Genomic DNA, 16,876 nt, shown 5'->3' on the forward strand with positions numbered 1-16,876 from the left:
TTTAATGAATTTATCGTCTGGATTCTGCGATAAAGTACCAAAAATAGCAAATATTTTTTTGACTGAGTCTGCCTCTCTCAATAATTCCGTTTTTTTACTGAAAATTAAACTAATTTTGCATGAGATTTTATGCGTTTATGAGCCACGAAATAATCACTTAAACTGAACCATGTCCATTATCCATCAGGAAACCATCTGTGCTTTGGCTACGGCCCCGGGAGTTGGAGCCATTGCCGTTATCAGGGTGTCCGGAGCAGACACTTTCAGGATCGTCAACCAGATTTTTAAAGGCAAGGACCTGAGCCAGGCCAAAGGGAACACCATCCATTTCGGGACGATACGTGATGGGGAGAAGATCGTGGATGAGGTACTGATCAGTGTGTTCCGGTCTCCGAAATCCTTCACCAAAGAAGATACGGTAGAGATTTCGACCCATGGAAGTGATTATATTATCCGCTATATACTTAAGCTGCTGGTCAAAAACGGCTGTGAAATGGCCAAGCCGGGAGAGTTTACCCAGAGGGCTTTTCTCAACGGGCAGTTTGACCTGGTGCAGGCCGAGGCGGTTGCCGACCTGATTGCTGCAGATTCAGAAGCCGCTCACAAAGCCGCCATGAACCAGATGCGGGGAGGTTTTTCCCGCAAGCTTTCGACACTGAGAGAAGAACTCATACACTTTGCCAGCCTGGTTGAGCTGGAGCTTGATTTCGGTGAAGAAGACGTGGAGTTTGCCGACCGCGATGATTTGAGAAAACTGATTTATGACATACAGGGACAGCTGATCCCTTTGATCGATTCGTTTGAAAGCGGCAATGCGATTAAACAAGGCGTGCCGGTAGCCATTATCGGAGCACCCAATGCCGGCAAGTCCACCTTGCTGAATACCCTTCTGAATGAAGAAAAAGCCATTGTTACCGAAATTGCCGGAACGACCCGTGACGTCATCGAAGACGTGATGTTTATTGACGGCATGAAGTTCAGGTTTATCGATACGGCCGGTATCCGTGAAACTAAAGACGTGGTAGAGGCCATCGGGATTGAACGGTCCAGGAAAGCCATGCAAAGTGCTGATATCCTGATCATGCTGCATGACAATGAAGAAGACAGGGCGTTCCTTGAAAACCTGGAGCAGGAAGTGCACGAGGCCAAGGAAATCATCTGGGTAAAAAACAAGATAGACCTCATTCCGGGAGCAGAGAAAATAACAACGGAAGGTGAAATCAGGATTTCAGCCAAAAAAGGCATCGGTATTGAGGAATTGAAGAAGCATATCGTGTCGAGGGTCAAAAATGTGAAGAGTTCAGACACCACCGTTACCAACCTTCGCCACTACACCCACCTGACGAAAGCCAATGAAGCCCTTGACGAAGTACTTTCAGGCCTCGGCAGCGGCATCACCGGCGACTTCCTGGCCCAGGACATCCGCCTATCGCTGCATCACCTCGGTGAGATCACCGGCACGATTACTACGGATGATCTGCTGGCGAATATTTTTGGGAAGTTTTGTATTGGGAAGTGATTTAGATGCTTGACTATTAAAATACCTTTTTCACCTGATCGATTAATAAATGACTATGAAAAACATTTTTCTGATTGCTATTGCGTTTTCTTTAGCTTTAGCTAATTGCAAGAAAGTTCTTCCGGAAAAGGAAGAAGAAAATGAAATGTTAATCATTGAAAATACTTTTATATATGAAGATGATACATTGGACATAGATGAAGCATATCAGATATCTTACATGGATGCAAACTGGGATCAAGCTAAATATGTCTTTATTTTTAAAAATAAAGAAGTGGGTTTGAATGGCCGACCTGACAACTGGTTCTCAAAAAAAGGAGATTTGATGAGGATAGAACTTTATAGTAGTAAAAGGGGATTGCGTGAGGGGGATTATATAATTGATGGAAAATATCCATACCAAGGATGGATATGGGTTTTTAGGGACTTTGATTTCGATCAATTCAAAGAATCTGATATGAGAATTCCTCATGGAATAGTCACCGTAAAATATGAAGGTGATAATCTGAATTTAAAGTTAAAATATACGCCATTCCCAGAAGGAGGAATTAGCTTTTTAGGAAAACCGAAGAGGATTGTAGATAAAGATCGTATTTTTTACTAGTTGAGTCAATGAGTTATTAAGGAAGGTGCTCATCAACCTGAAAAATATTCTGATGAGCAACCTGTCATAAGCTATTACACTAATATTTGATTAAATTCAAGGACTCTATTTATGCAAAGTTCAACCCTGCACTCTCTCCAAATAAACCACCAACTTGTCAAACGTAGCTCCGAAGCCTTCCTGCATGCTGTCAGCGATAGAGTTAAATCCGGCTATTTCATCGTCGCTGCCGTTTAAAGGTTCGCCGGTCATGAACAAGGTGGTTTTGCCGTTGTTCTCCGTAAAAGTGAGCCTGTAGAAAATCTCAAGTGGTAGGTTCACTTCAAACGGAGCCTTGATGACATTAGCGTTTTCATCGGCAAAGGCATTGCTGAACTCCAACAGGTCGTAGGGGTTGATCTGCCCGAATAGAAAGCGACCGTAGCTGGCATGGCCCTGGTAGTCCATTTTAAAATGGAAAATACCGCCGGGTGTAAAATCAAGTTTGATGGTACTGTTGACCGTTTCTGCAGGGCCCCACCATTCATTCAGTGCTTCGGCTGTACTGAAGGCGTTGAAGACGAGTGCTTTAGGTGCATTGAACTCATAAGTGAAACTGAAGTTCTGATGTTCGTTGGTTTGTTGCTTATTCATTTTTCGTTGGTTTGAATTTTGTTCAGATATGTATCAAGAGCGTTAAATTTCACTGTCCAGAATTGTTTTTGCTGAGCTACCCAGTCGCTTACTTCATTGAGTTTGTCGAGTTGAGCTTCGCAATATCTTTCCCTGCCTTGTTTTTTGATCACAATAAGCCCGCATTCCTGTAACACCTTCACATGCAATGATACTGCCTGGCGGCTGACATCAAAGTTTTCAGCGATGGCATTAAGGTGCAGGGGTTGTTGCGTCAGCATTTCTATGATCCCTCTTCGTGTCGGATCGGCAATAGCATGGAAGGCATCCCGTTTGATTTTCATTATTATGCAAGGTTTTGCTTGCAAATATATATGCAAGTATTTGCTTGCACAAATTTTTTCCTGATTTTTTTTATCAATAAAAAGTATAGGATGCAGGGTGAGGTTAAGGTGTGATGGTAGAAATTTTAGCATTCTGTAACAATATGTGGTGATTGGTTACGGAAATACTACTTTTATGACCGGAATTCACAATAACTTTTGAAACACAATGGAAAACCAGATTGAAATTTATCAAAGCCCGGACGGGAAAACTCAGATTCAGGTAACGTTGGATAATGAAACTGTTTGACTGTCTCAAGTGCAGATGGCCGTGTTGTTTAGTGCAACGAAACAAAATATTAGCTTGTATATTAATAATATCTATAAAGAAGGAGAACTAGAGGAACATGGAACTGTCAAGGAATACTTGATGGTTCAAGCCGAAGGAAAGAGGAAAGTAAACCGTTTAATAACGTTTTATAATCTCGATACGATTATTTCAGTAGGGTACAGGGTAAAATCATTTCAGGGTACCCAATTTCGAATCTGGGCCACTCAACGCCTCCAAAGATCATCTGATCCGGGGTTATGCCATCAACGAAAAACGACTGGTCCAAAAACAGTAAGAAACCCGAATAACTAAAAGAAATCAAAAAGAATTTTTACAACAAAAAAATGAAACACAATGGAAAACCAGATTGAAATTTATCAAAGTAATGATGGCCAGACCCAGATTGAAGTTAAATTCAGGGAAGAAACTATTTGGTTGACTCAAAAGCAAATAGCTTCTCTATTTGGTACTGAGATTCCGGCTATTAACAAGCATACTAAGAATATTTATAAAGATGGAGAGCTGAAGGCTGATTTAACTGTTTCCAAAATGGAAATAGTTCAGTTTGAAGGGTTGCGAAAGGTAAGCCGGAAATTAGATGTCTATAATTTAGATATGATATTATCAATAGGTTATAGGGTGAATTCAAGCAGAGCCACTCAATTCCGTCAATGGGCCACCCAACGCCTCAAAGATTATCTGATCCAGGGTTATGCTATCAACGAAAAAAGACTGGCACAAAAGAAACAGGAAATTCACATTCTCAAAGACGGTATCAGGATACTTAGCCGGGCAATTGAGGAAAAAGTGGATAGTCAGGACAATTTGTGGCTTTCACAGTTTGCCAAAGGGCTTGAACTACTGGATGACTATGATCACGAAAGCCTGGATCAGAAAGGTACCAGCACACAAAAAGCCCGTTATCCATCGATAGAAGACTATCAACAGATCATCCATATGATGAAAGCGGACTTTGATTCGGGTATTTTTGGAAAAGAAAAAGATGAAGGTTTTCAAAGCTCTGTGATCCAGATCAGCAAAGGTTTTGATGAAGAAGATTTTTATCCGACGCTGGAAGAAAAAGCTGCTACTTTGCTTTACCTCGTTATTAAGAACCATTCATTTGTGGATGGAAATAAGAGAATTGCGGCAGCTTGTTTTCTGCTTTTCCTGAAAGAAAACAGCTTATTGACCACCAGGCATGGCGGACTGATACTGAGTAATGAAGCTCTCGCCAGCCTGACCTTGTTTGTGGCGGCCAGTAAACCGGAAGAAATGGAAACGGTCAAGCGGCTGATCATCAGCGTACTTAACCGCAACCAATAGATTGACCTGATCAGCATAAATCTCTCAGGCTAAATGAAAAATCATAAAGGACCGTATCATTGTCTTTGACAAATTTAAAATTATACCCCTGCTTTTTCTTCTTTCGGAGCTTGCTGTTTCTGAACCATTTGTGCAGCGTATCCATCATCAGCCACCTCGACAGCGTTAGCCAGGTCATCTTCCAGTACGTAAGAAGAGTGTTCTTTACCGAAAGGCCGTGGCATGTCATCATATGTGGGATCATCCACGGCCTTCGATCTGTTTTCAATCGCCAGATCATCTCCGATGGCTTATGATACAACATCATTGGCTGCCGGTTGGCTGATTAACCATTTTTCTTCCGAACCCGGGTAAAACGGTGAAGTTTCACCAAAAGGTTGCGGGGTATCGTCATACCCCGGATCTCCGACAGAAGGCGAGGTATCCTTATCGGTTGGATCATCTTCTATAGGCTCCTTGTAATATTCTGCTACGTCATTATCAGCGGGTGTTTGTTCGTCCGGCCGTTTTTCTTCTGAATCCGAATAAGAAGGTGAATTTTCGCCAAAAGGTTTTTCCCTTTCGCGGAAGCCCTGATCAGGATGGGCCGATAAAGTATTTTCATCAATAGGTTCATCCTCTACCGGCGATAGCTGAGGGTCTTTTATGTCATCATTCGGTTTCTCCTCCGGCGGTTCTTCATCGGAATGGGGCAAATTTTCGCCGGAAGACTCCGAAGCCTCAGTAAGCTCCTGATCACGATTGTCAATTGACACATTCTCATCCGCCTGAATATCATCCTCTTCAGCTTCTTTATAAGGCTCTGCTACACCGTCATTTGCTGCTGTTTGCTCTTTTTTCAACCGTTCTACTTCAGACAAGACCTTTTCTTCATATGATTCGAGAGTCTCATTGTAGACATGTAACTTTTCATCGTCAGCTATGCCTTGTTCTTCGTAATAGGGCGGTGAACCATCTTCATTATCTGACTGACCTTCATACCTCGAATTTTCTTCATCGAATAGATCCTGACCATTTTCTTCTTTGTTAAACGATATTTTGGCGTCGTAAAGCGGCCCATTGGTTTCGAGGTCGGCGGATTCGACATACGGGTCGGTTATATCCTCCGGGTCAGCCTCTTCAGGGGCATCTTTGGTTCTTTTTTCGGAAGGACTGATTTTTTGTTCATAAAGCTCCTTCTTTTCCTTCTCTGTGTAATCCGGATCTTTGTGGTATTGAGCATCTTCAAGCTCCTGTGGTGTGGTCCGTTGTCCGAACGGCCTGGTAGCCTGATGGTTATCCGGTTTATTTTCATTGTTTTGTTGCTGCTCTCTCTCTTTCTTTTCCATGGCCATGTGTGTTTTGATTTAAAACTATTTATAATTACCACAGAAAATATCAGACCCCGGTTTTCCGGGGTATAATCAGGGTGGGATGTTGAAGGAAGTCGGCATAAGGAGGATAATCGGGAATATCCCATTGCTCTAAAATTCTATTCCCTACGCCGGCCGGCAACACATTGAAAATGAGACTGCACAGCGTTAATCTTTTATGTCAGAATTTCAGCCCCGAGGCAGCTTTCAGGTATGGCAAAGGCTTCTACCAGGGGAACTGCGTCTTCCCTGATTTCCCAGCAAAGCTGATTCACCATTTTGCGGATGGCTTTGGTTTTTACCGCTTCCATGTAGCCGTCTTCCAGGTACCATCCTTTATTTTTCTCGATCTGGGACAGGGCGTACAAATGACTCAGCTTGCTCAGGGTTGACCGGCATTTCTGATCACCTACGGATCTGATCGCCAGCTGAAATTGTTCGAGCACCACCCGGTCAATGTAAGCCTGAGCCACGTCTATCATCTGATGCTGAGCCACATTAAAGGCATCATAAGCATCAAGCCCGCTGTCGATGAGTTTTTTGAGGCGTTTGGCTGCTGAAGCCAGAGTCGTTTTTTCACGGTATTGGAAAGATTGCAGAAGAAACTGGTCATCGAGCAGATGGGCATCGTCGGTTTTCCTGGTGACAATCGGATTTTTTTCTGAAACGACAGTTCTGGCATTTTCGTAGACATAACTGATCAAGCCCATGGCGTCCATGTGACCGAATGATTTTCTGAATTCTGCCAGGCGGTTTTTGGCCACCAGCTGCATAAGTACAGTATTATCGCCTTCAAAGGTCGTGTATATTTCAGTATCGTTTTTAAGGGCATCAATACGGTTTTCTGACAAATAGCCTTTGCCGCCACAGGCCTCGCGGCACTCCTGCAATGTGTCCCTGGTATGCCAGGTGGCAGATGATTTCAAACCGGCTGCCAGTGCTTCGATTTCCTGCATTTCATCTTCGTTTCTAGCGATAAACCTGCCGGTCAGATATTGCAGGGCAAAATGGAAGGCATAAGTTTTTGCCAGTAGCGGCATAAGTCTTCTCTGGTGGATGCGATAGTTCAATACGGGTACTTCGGAGCCGCCTTCCGGGCCGAACTGCCTGCGTTGGTCGCCGTAAATAATGGCTATGCTGAGTCCTGATCTGGCTGCAGCCAAAGCTGAACGGGGTATGCCGATCCTGCCACCGACAAGGGTGCCGAGCATGGTAAAGAAACGCCTGTTATCGCTCGGGATCGGACTTTCAAATGCTCCTTCGTTACTTACAGACGCAAACCTGTCCAGCATATTTTCTTTAGGAATAATGACCTGGTCAAAACGGATGGTGCCGTTATCAACCCCGTTTAGTCCCATTTTTTGACCGCAGTCGCCAATAGTAACTCCTTTAAGTGCCTTGCCTTTTGCATCACGAAGCGGAACCACGAAAGCGTTGATGCCGTAATCCTTTTCATCTATGATCAGGCGGGCAAAGACCGTGGCCATCTGGCCATGCAGGGCGGCATTGCCGATGTATTCTTTCTGAGCATTTTCATGAGGCGTATGAATGACAAAGGTCTGGTCCTGATAATTGTAAGTGGCGGTGGTTTCGAGCCCTTTAACATTGGATCCGTGGTGGGTTTCTGTCATGGCAAAACACCCCGGCAATTTTAAAGATCCTATGTCTTCGAGGTATTTTTTATGGTGTTTTTCTGTGCCTAATGATTGTACGCTCATGCCCCAGAGGCCAAACTGCACACCGAATTTGATGACAAGGCTCAGGTCATGGTAGCTGAGGGTTTCCATGATGGCGAAGTAATCTGCCATGTTTTCGCCACCACCGTAAGCTTTGGGATAAGCCATGTTGCCCAGGTTTTCTGAAGCCAGAATTTTGCACCATTCGTAGACTTTGCTGCGGTAAACCCCTATATCTGTAGAGTTTTCATAAGCAAATTCTGGTCGGATCAGGATTGATTTCACCCTGTTGATGATCGGGGCCTGCTCACCGTCCAGGATAGCAGTCAGCTTGCTTACATCAAAGCCGCTGCTGGTTTTATGTTTCGAAGTAAACGTGTCCGCTTTGCTTTTGAAAACTCCGATGGCTTCTTCGCCCAGGATACCGAGATCGTTTTCCAGTTGTTCAAATGCGGTTTTATGTTCTTTTACCGTTTCGTCATTTTTTGAAAGGGCCAGCGAGATATCAAAAAGAGAGTCTGCTCCTGAGACCACCTCTTCAATTTCTTTTTTCCAGTCCGCAATTTGTTTGCGGGACGGCGGCGTGGCAATCTCAATTCCGGAAACCAGCGATTGTTTTTCTTCCTCAGAAAGCCAGACCTGAGAGCGGATAAATTCCTGTAAAGTAAGGAGTTCTTTCTGTGTTAAAAGGTCATCGGACCAGACCAGGTAAAAAAGAGGGAGGAAGGCATTTGTTTTAAGGTTTTTCATGTCGGTCGTAGAACTATAAGGTTGAAAAAAGATGCCTTTTCAGGCTATTTATTACAATATAGGGCAAAAAAGTGATGAGCACAAACGGATCGAAATAAAAGGAAAGGGCTCATGAGTCAGGAAGTATAGCCGGATGTTGTGCCGTTTTTGACTTAATGAACTGACATACAAAAAAGTATCGGGGTGTTTTCCGATACTTTGAGGAATTAGAAGATGAGGAGAATGAAGACCTTTTTCTGTCAGCAGGATTTCCGAATTATGATAGTTCAAGGAGTGAAAAAGGGTGCCTGAATATATCAGAAAAAAAAACGGACAACTTCATCAGAACGCCATTTAATCAGTCAAAATCATACACGCAACGGGCAAAAACGCAGTTATCTTTTGCGGACCAACGTCTATGGTATCACCTGTAAATGTGTGAAAGATGTAAAATTAATCCCGAATTATGTAATCTGATATTGGGAAAAAAAACTGATATTTGCAGCGATATGTTTCACACACATCAAACAAAATTAAATGAATCCGAAAGTATTAAAATTTCTTACCAGGCACTTCTTTTTTGAAATCGTGGCAGTTGCAGGGATTATTTCTTTTCATCAGATGAAGAAAAAGAATGAGCCTCTGACCAAGCCAGCCCATCCTGAAAATAAGCATGATCTGATCGGGAAAACCCGTCACGCAGGCTATTTCGAACCTCAGCTTCAATCTCCACATTTTATGAGAAACGCCTGGTTACCTGAGGCAAAAGAATGACTGAAAACAGGCTTATCGGTTAGTTTTCTGCGGCTATGTTGTCTGAAATTTTTCTGACGCCTGTGATCCTAAGTATTCCGGCCATTATGACTTCTTTCTCATGAGAACTCAATACTTTTCCTTCCAGGCTTACACATCCGTTTTTTACCTTTACGGCGATACTTTCCCCGGTTATTTTCCAGTGGGTAAGCAAGGCACCGGCTACTGTTTTAGCCAATGCTTTGTCTTTTTTTATGCATTTCAACTGCAGGATTTCTATCTTCCTTATAGTATAGGCAACCCTCAACTGGCTTTCAGGATGGCCGGGTTTGAAGAATACAAACTTATTGTTCATGTTTTTATCCAAAGTTGCGGTTTAGTCATTTTAACCGTTTTTTTTATATTCCCCTGAACCAGGTTCAGGAGGGATCACTCATAACCGCTTTTGATAACGGTCATGATCATCTTGAATCTGCCGTTTGGTTTTACATAATTAGATTCATGGGCCGGGATGATGATGGATTGCCCCGTCAGAAGAAGGTTGGACTTTCCACTGATCACGATCTCCGCTTTTCCTTCTATGACCTGTACATAGGTGTCAAAGGGTGTGGTTTTTTCAGTCAATCCTTCGCCGCTGTCAAATGACATGACGCTGATGTTGCCTGTAGATTTTTTCAATATGGTTTTGATGACAACTGAATTGGGAACATATTCTATGATTTCTACAGTGATGTGTATTTTTGATTTTTCGATTTCGTTGATATCCATATTATTGATCAGACAATGTTTAGAAAATAATTTATAAGTTATCAGAATTCAATAAAATCTTTCGAAATCCCGTTTTTTGGAGCCGGAACGACCTGATTCAGAGTATCAGACTTTTAACTAATCAATAGTAGTCAATTTTTTCCATCTATTATTTTTTATTATTTTCTGATCAGGGTATTTTGAAACTCTCCGTCGTCAGAATTACACTCGCTTCCCTGTTTTGAGTGACAGGAGCCGTCTCTGCAGTAATGAAAATCCTGACCGGTTTGAGTTCGGTAAGGGTTTCAAAAGAAGCGTTCAGGTTTTTAGATACATAATGGATGTAGGTGGAGAGTTTCCCCATTTTTTTGATGGCGTGCTGATGACTCTCCATCCACACTATGTAATTTACTTTTGGAGTCCTGACTTCAGACGCTTCTTCCAGTTTTGATAGTTTAATTTTGAAGGTATAATTATGGGCTTTATCGATTTTGACGGTAACAAATCCCCTGGCCCCGGGAACCTGTGAAGAGGGCAGAAAATGTATCTTTTTCTGACAGGAACTCCATGTTAAAGCAACAAGAAAAAGCACAAAGATAAACCGTGCTTTGCGGATAGAATTACGTACAGTAATAAGACACATTCTGTTCATAAAGTTGTGCATTTGGTTTCTGATACAAAGATCGGTCTGTTATTCATCAAAAGCCTTACATAATAATCAAAAAGAGTTGTAAAATTCACACATTAATGATGCTGGTTGTGCTTGACGAAGTTCAGAATGCCGGTTTGTCAGGAGCTGTTTCATAGGCCTGATGTGATTCGGTCCGGCCATATTCTATCATAACTTTCCAGCTAACGAATTAAATTATTCGAAACCCGGATTTTGATGAAACGGCAAACGGATTTGTGCGATCAGGAAGATCCCTTTTCTATAAATCCCTGAAGTCTTAACAGAAATTCTTTTCCTTCGGAAGTCAGTTTTCCGAATAACGGATTCAGTTTTTTTAAAATAGTGAAGGGCTCAACGGGAATAGGTAAAGCCATTATTGCCGTGGCATGGCTGTCATGAATCAGAGCAAGCGGGTTAGCCGGTACAGTATTGCGTTCTGTCTCTTTCATGTTTTTTAATCTTTAAAATATCGGGATAAGCAAAAAATAATACGGTGAATCGAAAAAAGATAATAAACAGCACCATCAAAATGTGGTGCTTTTATGACTGGAATAATCAAATGGTTAACTACATCACTATCGCATTTTGCAAACCATGATGTTTTGGTTTTACCTTTTGAGGTTTGGAGGTATTAAAATCGTGAAGAATGGCTTTGATGAGTCTTACCTTTGTCATTTTATGACTGCTTTTGGAAAGAATCAACTCGGAATTCAACCGGATAATGGCGTTGGTAAAATTTTTCATTGTTTGATGGCATTAAGTTTCAAAAGCTTGATGGAAGTAATTTCGGGAACGATTACTTTACAAAGATGAGGCTAACGAGAAGGAAAATGTTACACAATATTCGATATATGTTACATTATTCACACATTTTCAAGCGATATGCGTCTTTTGTCTTTTAGTTTTTTGTAGAAGGACGGAGTAAGTCCGGTCACCTTTTTAAACTGATTGGACAGATGGGCCACACTGCTGTAGTGAAGTTTCCAGGCTATTTCAGTCAGGTTCAGTTCGTCATAAATGATCAGTTCTTTTACCCGCTCTATCTTGTGGCTGATGATGTAATGTTCGATGGTCGTACCCGTTGCTTCTGAAAAAAGATTGGCCAGATAGGTGTAGTCGTGATTCAGTTTAGTGCTTATAAAATCGGAGTTTTTTATTTTCGGAAGCTCGTCTGAATAGTGCACCATTTCAATAATGACGTTCTTTATTTTTTCAATCAGCATAGCTTTCTTGTCGTCCATCAGCTCAAGTCCTGATCTGATCAGTCCGGCTTTCAGTTTTTCAAATTGCTCTGCAGAGACCTGTTCTTTTATCTCAGCCTCTCCCAGTTCAACATTTCCGTAGCTTAAACCAAGCTTGTCAAGTTCAGACTTGACGATCATTTTGCAACGGGTACTTACCATATACTTAATATAGATTTTCATAGGTAAAGTGTTTTAAACCGGAAGTATCAAAAAGAATTTTTTATAAGAAAAGCTATAAAAGAGAATAGGCAATGATCAGTATGGATGTCTTTGTAAGATTGATTTACTTTCGCGAGAAATATGAATCAGTTCTGATATAGTTTGACTGATTTTTAATAACAGTACAAGTTAAGCAATTTATCCGGTTTTACAGCTAAACGAATGATTAACTTTCTGCTAAGAACCAGATTCTGTGGAACTTCGCGATGCATGATGATTCAAGTGCAATTCTTTGAGTTGTTTATCAAATAATCAGGGTTTAACCCTAACTTTGCCCCTCATTTCAAAAACTTCTTATGGATACTGCCAATCAACTGAGGGAAGCCCCGGTCAAAACCCTGTTTTTTAAATATTACGGCCCGGCATTGATCAGTATTCTTTCTGTAACCTTGCATCAGGTTATCAACGGGGTTATTCTAGGTCAGCAGGTAGGAAAAGAGGGTCTGGCGGCTGTCGGTTTGTATGGTCCGGTGGTGACCGTATTTATTGCCCTAAGTTTACCTATTATGATTGGCGGAGGTATTATGATGGGTAAGAGTATCGGGGCCAGGAAATACGAGGACTCACAACAGATTTTCCAGTTTGCGACTACCCTTGCTCTGACGGCCGGCGTCAGTATTTCGCTGATGAGTATCTTCATGATCGGGCCGCTGGCCGGATTTCTGGCCGGAAAAGAGAATGCTTTGTTGCTCAGAAGCACCACAGATTACATGCTCTGGCAATTGGCGGGTATTCCGTTTTTCTTTTTAAGAATGATCTGGGGCAATTTTATCAGTAATGACAACGGTCCGAAAATTTCGAGAAATGCTTCGGTAGTGGCAGTAAGCTTAAATATCCTTCTGGATCTCGTTTTTATCATCGGCCTGGGCTGGGGCGTAAAAGGAGCAGCAGTGGCTACTTTCTTTTCAATGCTGGGATCACTTTTGTATTTGTTCTTTTACATTCAGAAGGGCAAGACCCATTTTGGTTTTGATCGTTTCAGGTTTACGCTCAGGTTCGGAGAATGGAAAACCCTCTTAAGTTTCGGCTTGCCTTCTTTTGCCTCTGAAATTTCTTTTTCTACGGGTTTATTGCTTATCAATCACAACATTGTGCCTTACGGCCCTTTGGCGGTTTCGGCATTCGGGCTGATCAATTACCTGAGCTTTATTTTTCTGAGGCCGCTCACGGCTGCTATGATCGCCGCTATGCCCGTGATGTCCTATAATATCGGAGCAGGGCTGCCACACCGGGTGCTGGGCATTTTCAGGTTTGCCGTGGCCTTTAGTTTTGGCCTTGGTTTGGTGATTGCCGGTCTCGGATTTTTTATTCCAGGTTTGCTGGTAAAAGTTTTTTCAGGGGAAGAATCCGCGGCTTTTGTGGCCATGGCCGAAAGAGCCACCTCGCTTTATTTTATCCTTTTTATTGCCGCGGGACCCAACTATATTTTATCGGCCTATCTCCAGAATATTAAGAAAGTAGTGGCCTCGACCCTGATTACCGTGCTGAAAGGCCTGGTACTGGTGGTGACCCTGCTGCTTGTTTTACCCGGGTATTTTGAGATGGGTCTGGATGGCGTGTGGTTGTCACGTTCGCTGGCAGAAATACTCACGTTGCTTTTTATGGGCGTATATACCTCATTTTATAAGGAAAGATTTTACGATCCCGCGGTGATTCTGGCTCACAAATGAGGAAGAAATGTTCTAGTTCCCGGTTATCTTCTCATCATGACGGAATAATCATGTTTTAAGGCTGGATAAAATTGCCTAATTTTAAGGACAGAACCGAATTCAACCTGAGACTTACCCTGTTATGGATGAAAAGCTGATGCTGGTTTTTCCATTGCCCTTTCTTTAAGCAATTAGTCATAAAACAGTTAAACCCAGGCCTTCTGATGAGGTTTTGAAGCTATTACAAATTATTAAGAAGAAAATGCCTGAGAAAACAAACAGAAATTTATGGGTAGACTATCTGAGGTCTGCCTTGACCGTCCTTGTGGTGGCCCATCACTCTTCATTGGCCTACACGACTTTTGCCAGATTTGACAAAGTAGCATACATCAATTCAACACACGCCATTGTAGACGGGAAAAGGTGGATTGGACTCGATATCTTTGAGAATTTTAATGATGTTTTCTTTATGTCGCTGATGTTTCTGATCGGAGGACTGTTTCTCACAAAAAGCATCCTCAAAAAAGGAACGCTGACGTTTATTAAGGACAGGGTCTTCCGCCTGTTTATCCCATTTTTATTTCTTGGCACTTTCTTCATGCTCATGGCTTATTTTCCTTCTTACTATGTGGCCCATGAAAATACCGATTTTGCGGCCTATGTAAAAGACTTTTTTACCACAGAACAATGGCCGGTAGGCCCGCCCTGGTTTATCTGGGTGCTGTTTGTCTTTAATCTTTTGTTTGTGTTTATTCATAAGTTTGCTGCGGGTTTTATCCGGAAAAGCGGAGAATTGCTTTCCGGATGGCAACAAAAGCCTTTCCTGTTCTTTTTACTGATGCTGGGTTTTACCTGGTTATTGTACGTTCCGGTGGCTCACCGGATAGGAGCCGGCACCTGGACGGGATATGGACCCTTCGATTTTCAGCTGAGCCGTATTTTGTTGTATTTCGGTTATTTTCTCTTAGGGGTAGTGATAGGAAATGCTGATTTTAACACCAGGATTTTTTCGGTAGATTCATCCCTGGTAAAGTTGTGGTGGCTCTGGGCTTTGCTGGCCGTCATCGTTTATACTTTATTGACATTGAACGGGATTTATGAACCTCTCCGCAAATTGGTGGTGGAAAACAAACTGAAGGTATTCAATGCCTGGATGATCTATTACTCGGTTTATGTAGCCTCCTGCACATTGAGTACACTGGCTTTTATTACGGTTTTCAGGAAGTTTGTTCAAACCGGAGCAAGGTGGTGGGACTCGCTGGTCGAAAACGCCTACCTGATTTACCTGGTTCATTATATTTTTGTTACCTGGACTCAGTTCTTGTTGCTTGATGTTCAGATCACCGCCTTCCTGAAGTTTGTGATCGTGTTTGCCGTCGCCCTGGGCATGAGCTGGGGTGTGAGTTTTCTTCTCAGGAAATTCAGTATTGTAAAAAGATATCTTTAAAACCTGAAATGTTGATAAATAAAGAAAATAGAAGAATTTTCAGGACTAAAATATAACTTTAGGGGATGGATATCATTTTTCATCCTTAACGGACATTGATGACTCCGGATAAATGGGTGCCGAAACACCATTCTAATGGAGCCTGAATAAAATTATCAAAGTAAATGAACGGGATTATACATTTTGAAACGTTCCTGCTGACAGGCATTCTGTTAAACCTGACCCCCGGAAACGACACTGTTTTTATCTTGTCCAGGAGCATCGGACAAGGCAGAAAAGCCGGAATCGTCTCCGCTTTAGGCATCGGTACCGGCAGCATTGTACATACCATCCTGGCCGCTTTCGGACTTTCGCTGATCATTGCGAAATCGATACTTCTGTTTAACATTATTAAATATGCCGGGGCAGCTTATTTACTTTATATCGGGTACAAAATGCTGACGGACAAGTCGCAGCTGAATACGGATGATGTAAGTGTTGAAAACAAAACCGACTACTGGAAAATATACCGGGATGCCATCCTGACCAATATCCTGAATCCCAAAGTGGCCCTGTTCTTTATCGCTTTTCTGCCTCAGTTCATTGATCCGACTTTGAAAAATACCGTCTCGCCGTTTTTAACGCTGGGAGCCACCTTTATAGCCACGGGTACAGCCTGGTGTCTGATCCTGGCGATCTTTGCCTCAGCTATTTTTGCCAGGCTGAAAAACAATAAAAAAGCGTCTTCCTATATCAATAAGATCTGTGGGCTCAGTTTAATCGGGCTTGGGATCAAAGTAGCTGTGACTGACCAAAAATGAAAAACATCCTGATAAGAACCGCTTCGGAAACAGACCTGGAGATACTTTTGGCATTTGAAAGAGGTATTATAGCCGCAGAGCGTCCTTTTGACAGTACCTTAAAAGAAGGTGAAATCCATTATTACGACCTCGTGCAACTGATAGCCAGGCCTGATGCCGAACTGGTAGTCGCTGAAATTGACCAGGAGGTCTTGGGTTCGGGCTATGCACTGATCAGAAAGGCACAGGATTATCTGCAGCACAGCCACTATGCCTATCTCGGATTTATGTATGTAAAACCCGAGCATCGTGGAAAGGGCATTAACCGCCTGATCCTCGAATCTCTAAAGCAGTGGGCTTTGAGTCAGGGCATCAAAGAAATCAGGCTTGAGGTTTATGAAGACAATGTCATGGCCAGGAAGGCTTACGAAAAAGCAGGTTTCAAGGGCAATTTGTTAGAAATGCGACTGGGATTAAACGATCATTAAATCAATCAAAAGAATATAAAATGGAAAAAGTAAATATTGCGGAAAAGCTCGCTTTGTTCTCTGAATACTGGAGCCCGAAAGTGGTGGGTGAATTAAACGGTCAGCATGTAAAACTGGTCAAGTTCAAAGGAGAATTTGTGTGGCACAAGCATGACCATGAAGACGAAATGTTTTTGGTGCTCAAAGGCGATTTTAAGATGGAATTCCGTGATAAAACCGTTGAGATAAGTGAAAATGAGTTCATTGTGGTCCCAAGAGGAGTCGAGCACAGACCTGTGGCTGAAGAGGAAGTTTCGATCATGCTTTTTGAACCGGCAACCACACTCAACACCGGCGACTCTGAAGACAAAGAACTGACCAAAGAGGTACTTGACAGGATCTGATTATTCAACCCTATATAATAAAACG

The 16,876-nt window shown here is 42.4% G+C and carries 21 protein-coding genes; 10 read left to right on the plus strand and 11 right to left on the minus strand.

The window, feature by feature from the left end; translation table 11 throughout:
* Positions 1-169 precede the first annotated feature (169 nt).
* Together mnmE and GVN16_RS07705 are read left to right on the plus strand one after the other, a co-directional pair.
* Entirely contained in the window at positions 170-1,519 is a 1,350-nt protein-coding gene (mnmE, locus tag GVN16_RS07700; protein WP_205748810.1) for a tRNA uridine-5-carboxymethylaminomethyl(34) synthesis GTPase MnmE, read from the plus strand.
* Positions 1,520-1,574: 55 nt separating this feature from the next.
* Entirely contained in the window at positions 1,575-2,123 is a 549-nt protein-coding gene (locus GVN16_RS07705; protein ID WP_166563285.1) for a hypothetical protein, read from the plus strand.
* Between the two features lie 120 nt (positions 2,124-2,243).
* Here the strand turns inward: GVN16_RS07705 and GVN16_RS07710 are convergent, their stop codons facing one another.
* Together GVN16_RS07710 and GVN16_RS07715 are read right to left on the minus strand one after the other, a co-directional pair.
* Complete coding sequence (locus GVN16_RS07710; protein ID WP_166563286.1) at positions 2,244-2,756, minus strand: SRPBCC domain-containing protein; 513 nt, start codon at positions 2,754-2,756, stop codon at positions 2,244-2,246.
* Positions 2,753-3,079 (minus strand): helix-turn-helix transcriptional regulator, encoded by a 327-nt coding sequence (locus GVN16_RS07715; protein ID WP_166563287.1) that lies wholly within the window; start codon positions 3,077-3,079, stop codon positions 2,753-2,755. Before GVN16_RS07715 ends, GVN16_RS07710 begins: the two co-directional genes overlap by 4 nt.
* Positions 3,080-3,383: 304 nt before the next feature.
* Between GVN16_RS07715 and rhuM (GVN16_RS26325) the strand changes: the two genes are divergently transcribed.
* The gene (gene rhuM / locus GVN16_RS26325) at positions 3,384-3,701 is read left to right on the plus strand and encodes a RhuM family protein (protein WP_205748811.1); all 318 of its coding nucleotides are present in this window, start codon (positions 3,384-3,386) and stop codon (positions 3,699-3,701) included.
* A gap of 42 nt (positions 3,702-3,743) precedes the next feature.
* Positions 3,744-4,715 carry a RhuM family protein gene (gene rhuM / locus GVN16_RS07725; protein WP_166563288.1) on the plus strand — a complete coding sequence of 324 codons (972 nt, stop codon included), beginning with the start codon at positions 3,744-3,746 and terminating at the stop codon, positions 4,713-4,715.
* Between the two features lie 80 nt (positions 4,716-4,795).
* Here rhuM (GVN16_RS07725) and GVN16_RS07730 read toward each other — a convergent pair whose 3' ends face one another.
* From GVN16_RS07730 to GVN16_RS07740, 3 genes are all read right to left on the minus strand, one after another.
* Positions 4,796-4,963, minus strand: coding sequence for a hypothetical protein (locus tag GVN16_RS07730; protein ID WP_166563289.1), 168 nt, complete (start codon positions 4,961-4,963; stop codon positions 4,796-4,798).
* A gap of 42 nt (positions 4,964-5,005) precedes the next feature.
* On the minus strand, positions 5,006-6,043 hold the full coding sequence (locus GVN16_RS07735; RefSeq protein WP_166563290.1) for a hypothetical protein: 1,038 nt from the start codon (positions 6,041-6,043) through the stop codon (positions 5,006-5,008).
* 200 nt (positions 6,044-6,243) lie between these two features.
* Positions 6,244-8,493, minus strand: a complete 2,250-nt coding sequence (locus tag GVN16_RS07740; protein WP_166563291.1) for an acyl-CoA dehydrogenase — start codon at positions 8,491-8,493, stop codon at positions 6,244-6,246.
* A 516-nt stretch (positions 8,494-9,009) separates the two neighbouring features.
* On the opposite strand from GVN16_RS07740, the gene GVN16_RS07745 reads away from it, so the two are divergent.
* The gene (locus tag GVN16_RS07745) at positions 9,010-9,246 is read left to right on the plus strand and encodes a hypothetical protein (RefSeq protein ID WP_166563292.1); all 237 of its coding nucleotides are present in this window, start codon (positions 9,010-9,012) and stop codon (positions 9,244-9,246) included.
* Between the two features lie 19 nt (positions 9,247-9,265).
* On the opposite strand, the gene GVN16_RS07750 is transcribed toward GVN16_RS07745, so the two are convergent.
* From GVN16_RS07750 to GVN16_RS07775, 6 genes are all read right to left on the minus strand, one after another.
* Positions 9,266-9,580: a BON domain-containing protein gene (locus GVN16_RS07750; protein ID WP_166563293.1), complete on the minus strand. Its 315-nt coding sequence runs from the start codon at positions 9,578-9,580 to the stop codon at positions 9,266-9,268.
* Between the two features lie 74 nt (positions 9,581-9,654).
* Entirely contained in the window at positions 9,655-9,993 is a 339-nt protein-coding gene (locus GVN16_RS07755) for a cupin domain-containing protein (protein ID WP_166563294.1), read from the minus strand.
* Positions 9,994-10,162: 169 nt separating this feature from the next.
* Positions 10,163-10,624, minus strand: a complete 462-nt coding sequence (locus GVN16_RS07760; protein WP_166563295.1) for a hypothetical protein — start codon at positions 10,622-10,624, stop codon at positions 10,163-10,165.
* 260 nt (positions 10,625-10,884) lie between these two features.
* Positions 10,885-11,091 carry a hypothetical protein gene (locus GVN16_RS07765; protein WP_166563296.1) on the minus strand — a complete coding sequence of 69 codons (207 nt, stop codon included), beginning with the start codon at positions 11,089-11,091 and terminating at the stop codon, positions 10,885-10,887.
* Between the two features lie 118 nt (positions 11,092-11,209).
* The gene (locus tag GVN16_RS07770; RefSeq protein ID WP_166563297.1) at positions 11,210-11,386 is read right to left on the minus strand and encodes a hypothetical protein; all 177 of its coding nucleotides are present in this window, start codon (positions 11,384-11,386) and stop codon (positions 11,210-11,212) included.
* 119 nt (positions 11,387-11,505) lie between these two features.
* Complete coding sequence (locus tag GVN16_RS07775) at positions 11,506-12,066, minus strand: AraC family transcriptional regulator (protein WP_166563298.1); 561 nt, start codon at positions 12,064-12,066, stop codon at positions 11,506-11,508.
* Between the two features lie 335 nt (positions 12,067-12,401).
* Here GVN16_RS07775 and GVN16_RS07780 point away from each other — a divergent pair, with 335 nt between their 5' ends.
* From GVN16_RS07780 to GVN16_RS07800, 5 genes are all read left to right on the plus strand, one after another.
* Positions 12,402-13,775, plus strand: coding sequence for an MATE family efflux transporter (locus GVN16_RS07780; protein ID WP_166563299.1), 1,374 nt, complete (start codon positions 12,402-12,404; stop codon positions 13,773-13,775).
* A gap of 241 nt (positions 13,776-14,016) precedes the next feature.
* The gene (locus GVN16_RS07785; protein ID WP_166563300.1) at positions 14,017-15,201 is read left to right on the plus strand and encodes an acyltransferase; all 1,185 of its coding nucleotides are present in this window, start codon (positions 14,017-14,019) and stop codon (positions 15,199-15,201) included.
* A 164-nt stretch (positions 15,202-15,365) separates the two neighbouring features.
* On the plus strand, positions 15,366-16,001 hold the full coding sequence (locus tag GVN16_RS07790) for a LysE family translocator (RefSeq protein WP_166563301.1): 636 nt from the start codon (positions 15,366-15,368) through the stop codon (positions 15,999-16,001).
* Positions 15,998-16,468 carry a GNAT family N-acetyltransferase gene (locus GVN16_RS07795; protein ID WP_166563302.1) on the plus strand — a complete coding sequence of 157 codons (471 nt, stop codon included), beginning with the start codon at positions 15,998-16,000 and terminating at the stop codon, positions 16,466-16,468. Before GVN16_RS07790 ends, GVN16_RS07795 begins: the two co-directional genes overlap by 4 nt.
* A gap of 20 nt (positions 16,469-16,488) precedes the next feature.
* A complete protein-coding gene (locus tag GVN16_RS07800; RefSeq protein WP_166563303.1) occupies positions 16,489-16,851 on the plus strand; it encodes a cupin domain-containing protein in 363 nt (120 codons plus the stop codon).
* Positions 16,852-16,876 lie beyond the last annotated feature (25 nt).

It is taken from the genome of Emticicia sp. CRIBPO, from assembly GCF_009905725.1.
Taxonomy (GTDB): Bacteria; Bacteroidota; Bacteroidia; order Cytophagales; family Spirosomataceae; genus Leadbetterella.

What these genes read in the sequence shown, in the direction of transcription:
- GVN16_RS07705 (WP_166563285.1), top strand. Translation starts at nt 1,575, where the DNA reads ATGAAAAACATTTTTCTGATTGCTATTGCGTTTTCTTTAGCTTTAGCT.
- GVN16_RS07765 (WP_166563296.1), bottom strand. Translation starts at nt 11,091, where the DNA reads ATGAAAGAGACAGAACGCAATACTGTACCGGCTAACCCGCTTGCTCTG.
- rhuM (WP_166563288.1), top strand. Translation starts at nt 3,744, where the DNA reads ATGGAAAACCAGATTGAAATTTATCAAAGTAATGATGGCCAGACCCAG.
- GVN16_RS07710 (WP_166563286.1), bottom strand. Translation starts at nt 2,756, where the DNA reads ATGAATAAGCAACAAACCAACGAACATCAGAACTTCAGTTTCACTTAT.
- GVN16_RS07760 (WP_166563295.1), bottom strand. Translation starts at nt 10,624, where the DNA reads ATGAACAGAATGTGTCTTATTACTGTACGTAATTCTATCCGCAAAGCA.
- GVN16_RS07755 (WP_166563294.1), bottom strand. Translation starts at nt 9,993, where the DNA reads ATGGATATCAACGAAATCGAAAAATCAAAAATACACATCACTGTAGAA.
- GVN16_RS07790 (WP_166563301.1), top strand. Translation starts at nt 15,366, where the DNA reads ATGAACGGGATTATACATTTTGAAACGTTCCTGCTGACAGGCATTCTG.
- mnmE (WP_205748810.1), top strand. Translation starts at nt 170, where the DNA reads ATGTCCATTATCCATCAGGAAACCATCTGTGCTTTGGCTACGGCCCCG.
- GVN16_RS07715 (WP_166563287.1), bottom strand. Translation starts at nt 3,079, where the DNA reads ATGAAAATCAAACGGGATGCCTTCCATGCTATTGCCGATCCGACACGA.
- GVN16_RS07775 (WP_166563298.1), bottom strand. Translation starts at nt 12,066, where the DNA reads ATGAAAATCTATATTAAGTATATGGTAAGTACCCGTTGCAAAATGATC.
- GVN16_RS07750 (WP_166563293.1), bottom strand. Translation starts at nt 9,580, where the DNA reads ATGAACAATAAGTTTGTATTCTTCAAACCCGGCCATCCTGAAAGCCAG.
- GVN16_RS07795 (WP_166563302.1), top strand. Translation starts at nt 15,998, where the DNA reads ATGAAAAACATCCTGATAAGAACCGCTTCGGAAACAGACCTGGAGATA.
- GVN16_RS07770 (WP_166563297.1), bottom strand. Translation starts at nt 11,386, where the DNA reads ATGAAAAATTTTACCAACGCCATTATCCGGTTGAATTCCGAGTTGATT.
- GVN16_RS07800 (WP_166563303.1), top strand. Translation starts at nt 16,489, where the DNA reads ATGGAAAAAGTAAATATTGCGGAAAAGCTCGCTTTGTTCTCTGAATAC.
- GVN16_RS07735 (WP_166563290.1), bottom strand. Translation starts at nt 6,043, where the DNA reads ATGGAAAAGAAAGAGAGAGAGCAGCAACAAAACAATGAAAATAAACCG.
- rhuM (WP_205748811.1), top strand. Translation starts at nt 3,384, where the DNA reads ATGGCCGTGTTGTTTAGTGCAACGAAACAAAATATTAGCTTGTATATT.
- GVN16_RS07780 (WP_166563299.1), top strand. Translation starts at nt 12,402, where the DNA reads ATGGATACTGCCAATCAACTGAGGGAAGCCCCGGTCAAAACCCTGTTT.
- GVN16_RS07745 (WP_166563292.1), top strand. Translation starts at nt 9,010, where the DNA reads ATGAATCCGAAAGTATTAAAATTTCTTACCAGGCACTTCTTTTTTGAA.
- GVN16_RS07740 (WP_166563291.1), bottom strand. Translation starts at nt 8,493, where the DNA reads ATGAAAAACCTTAAAACAAATGCCTTCCTCCCTCTTTTTTACCTGGTC.
- GVN16_RS07785 (WP_166563300.1), top strand. Translation starts at nt 14,017, where the DNA reads ATGCCTGAGAAAACAAACAGAAATTTATGGGTAGACTATCTGAGGTCT.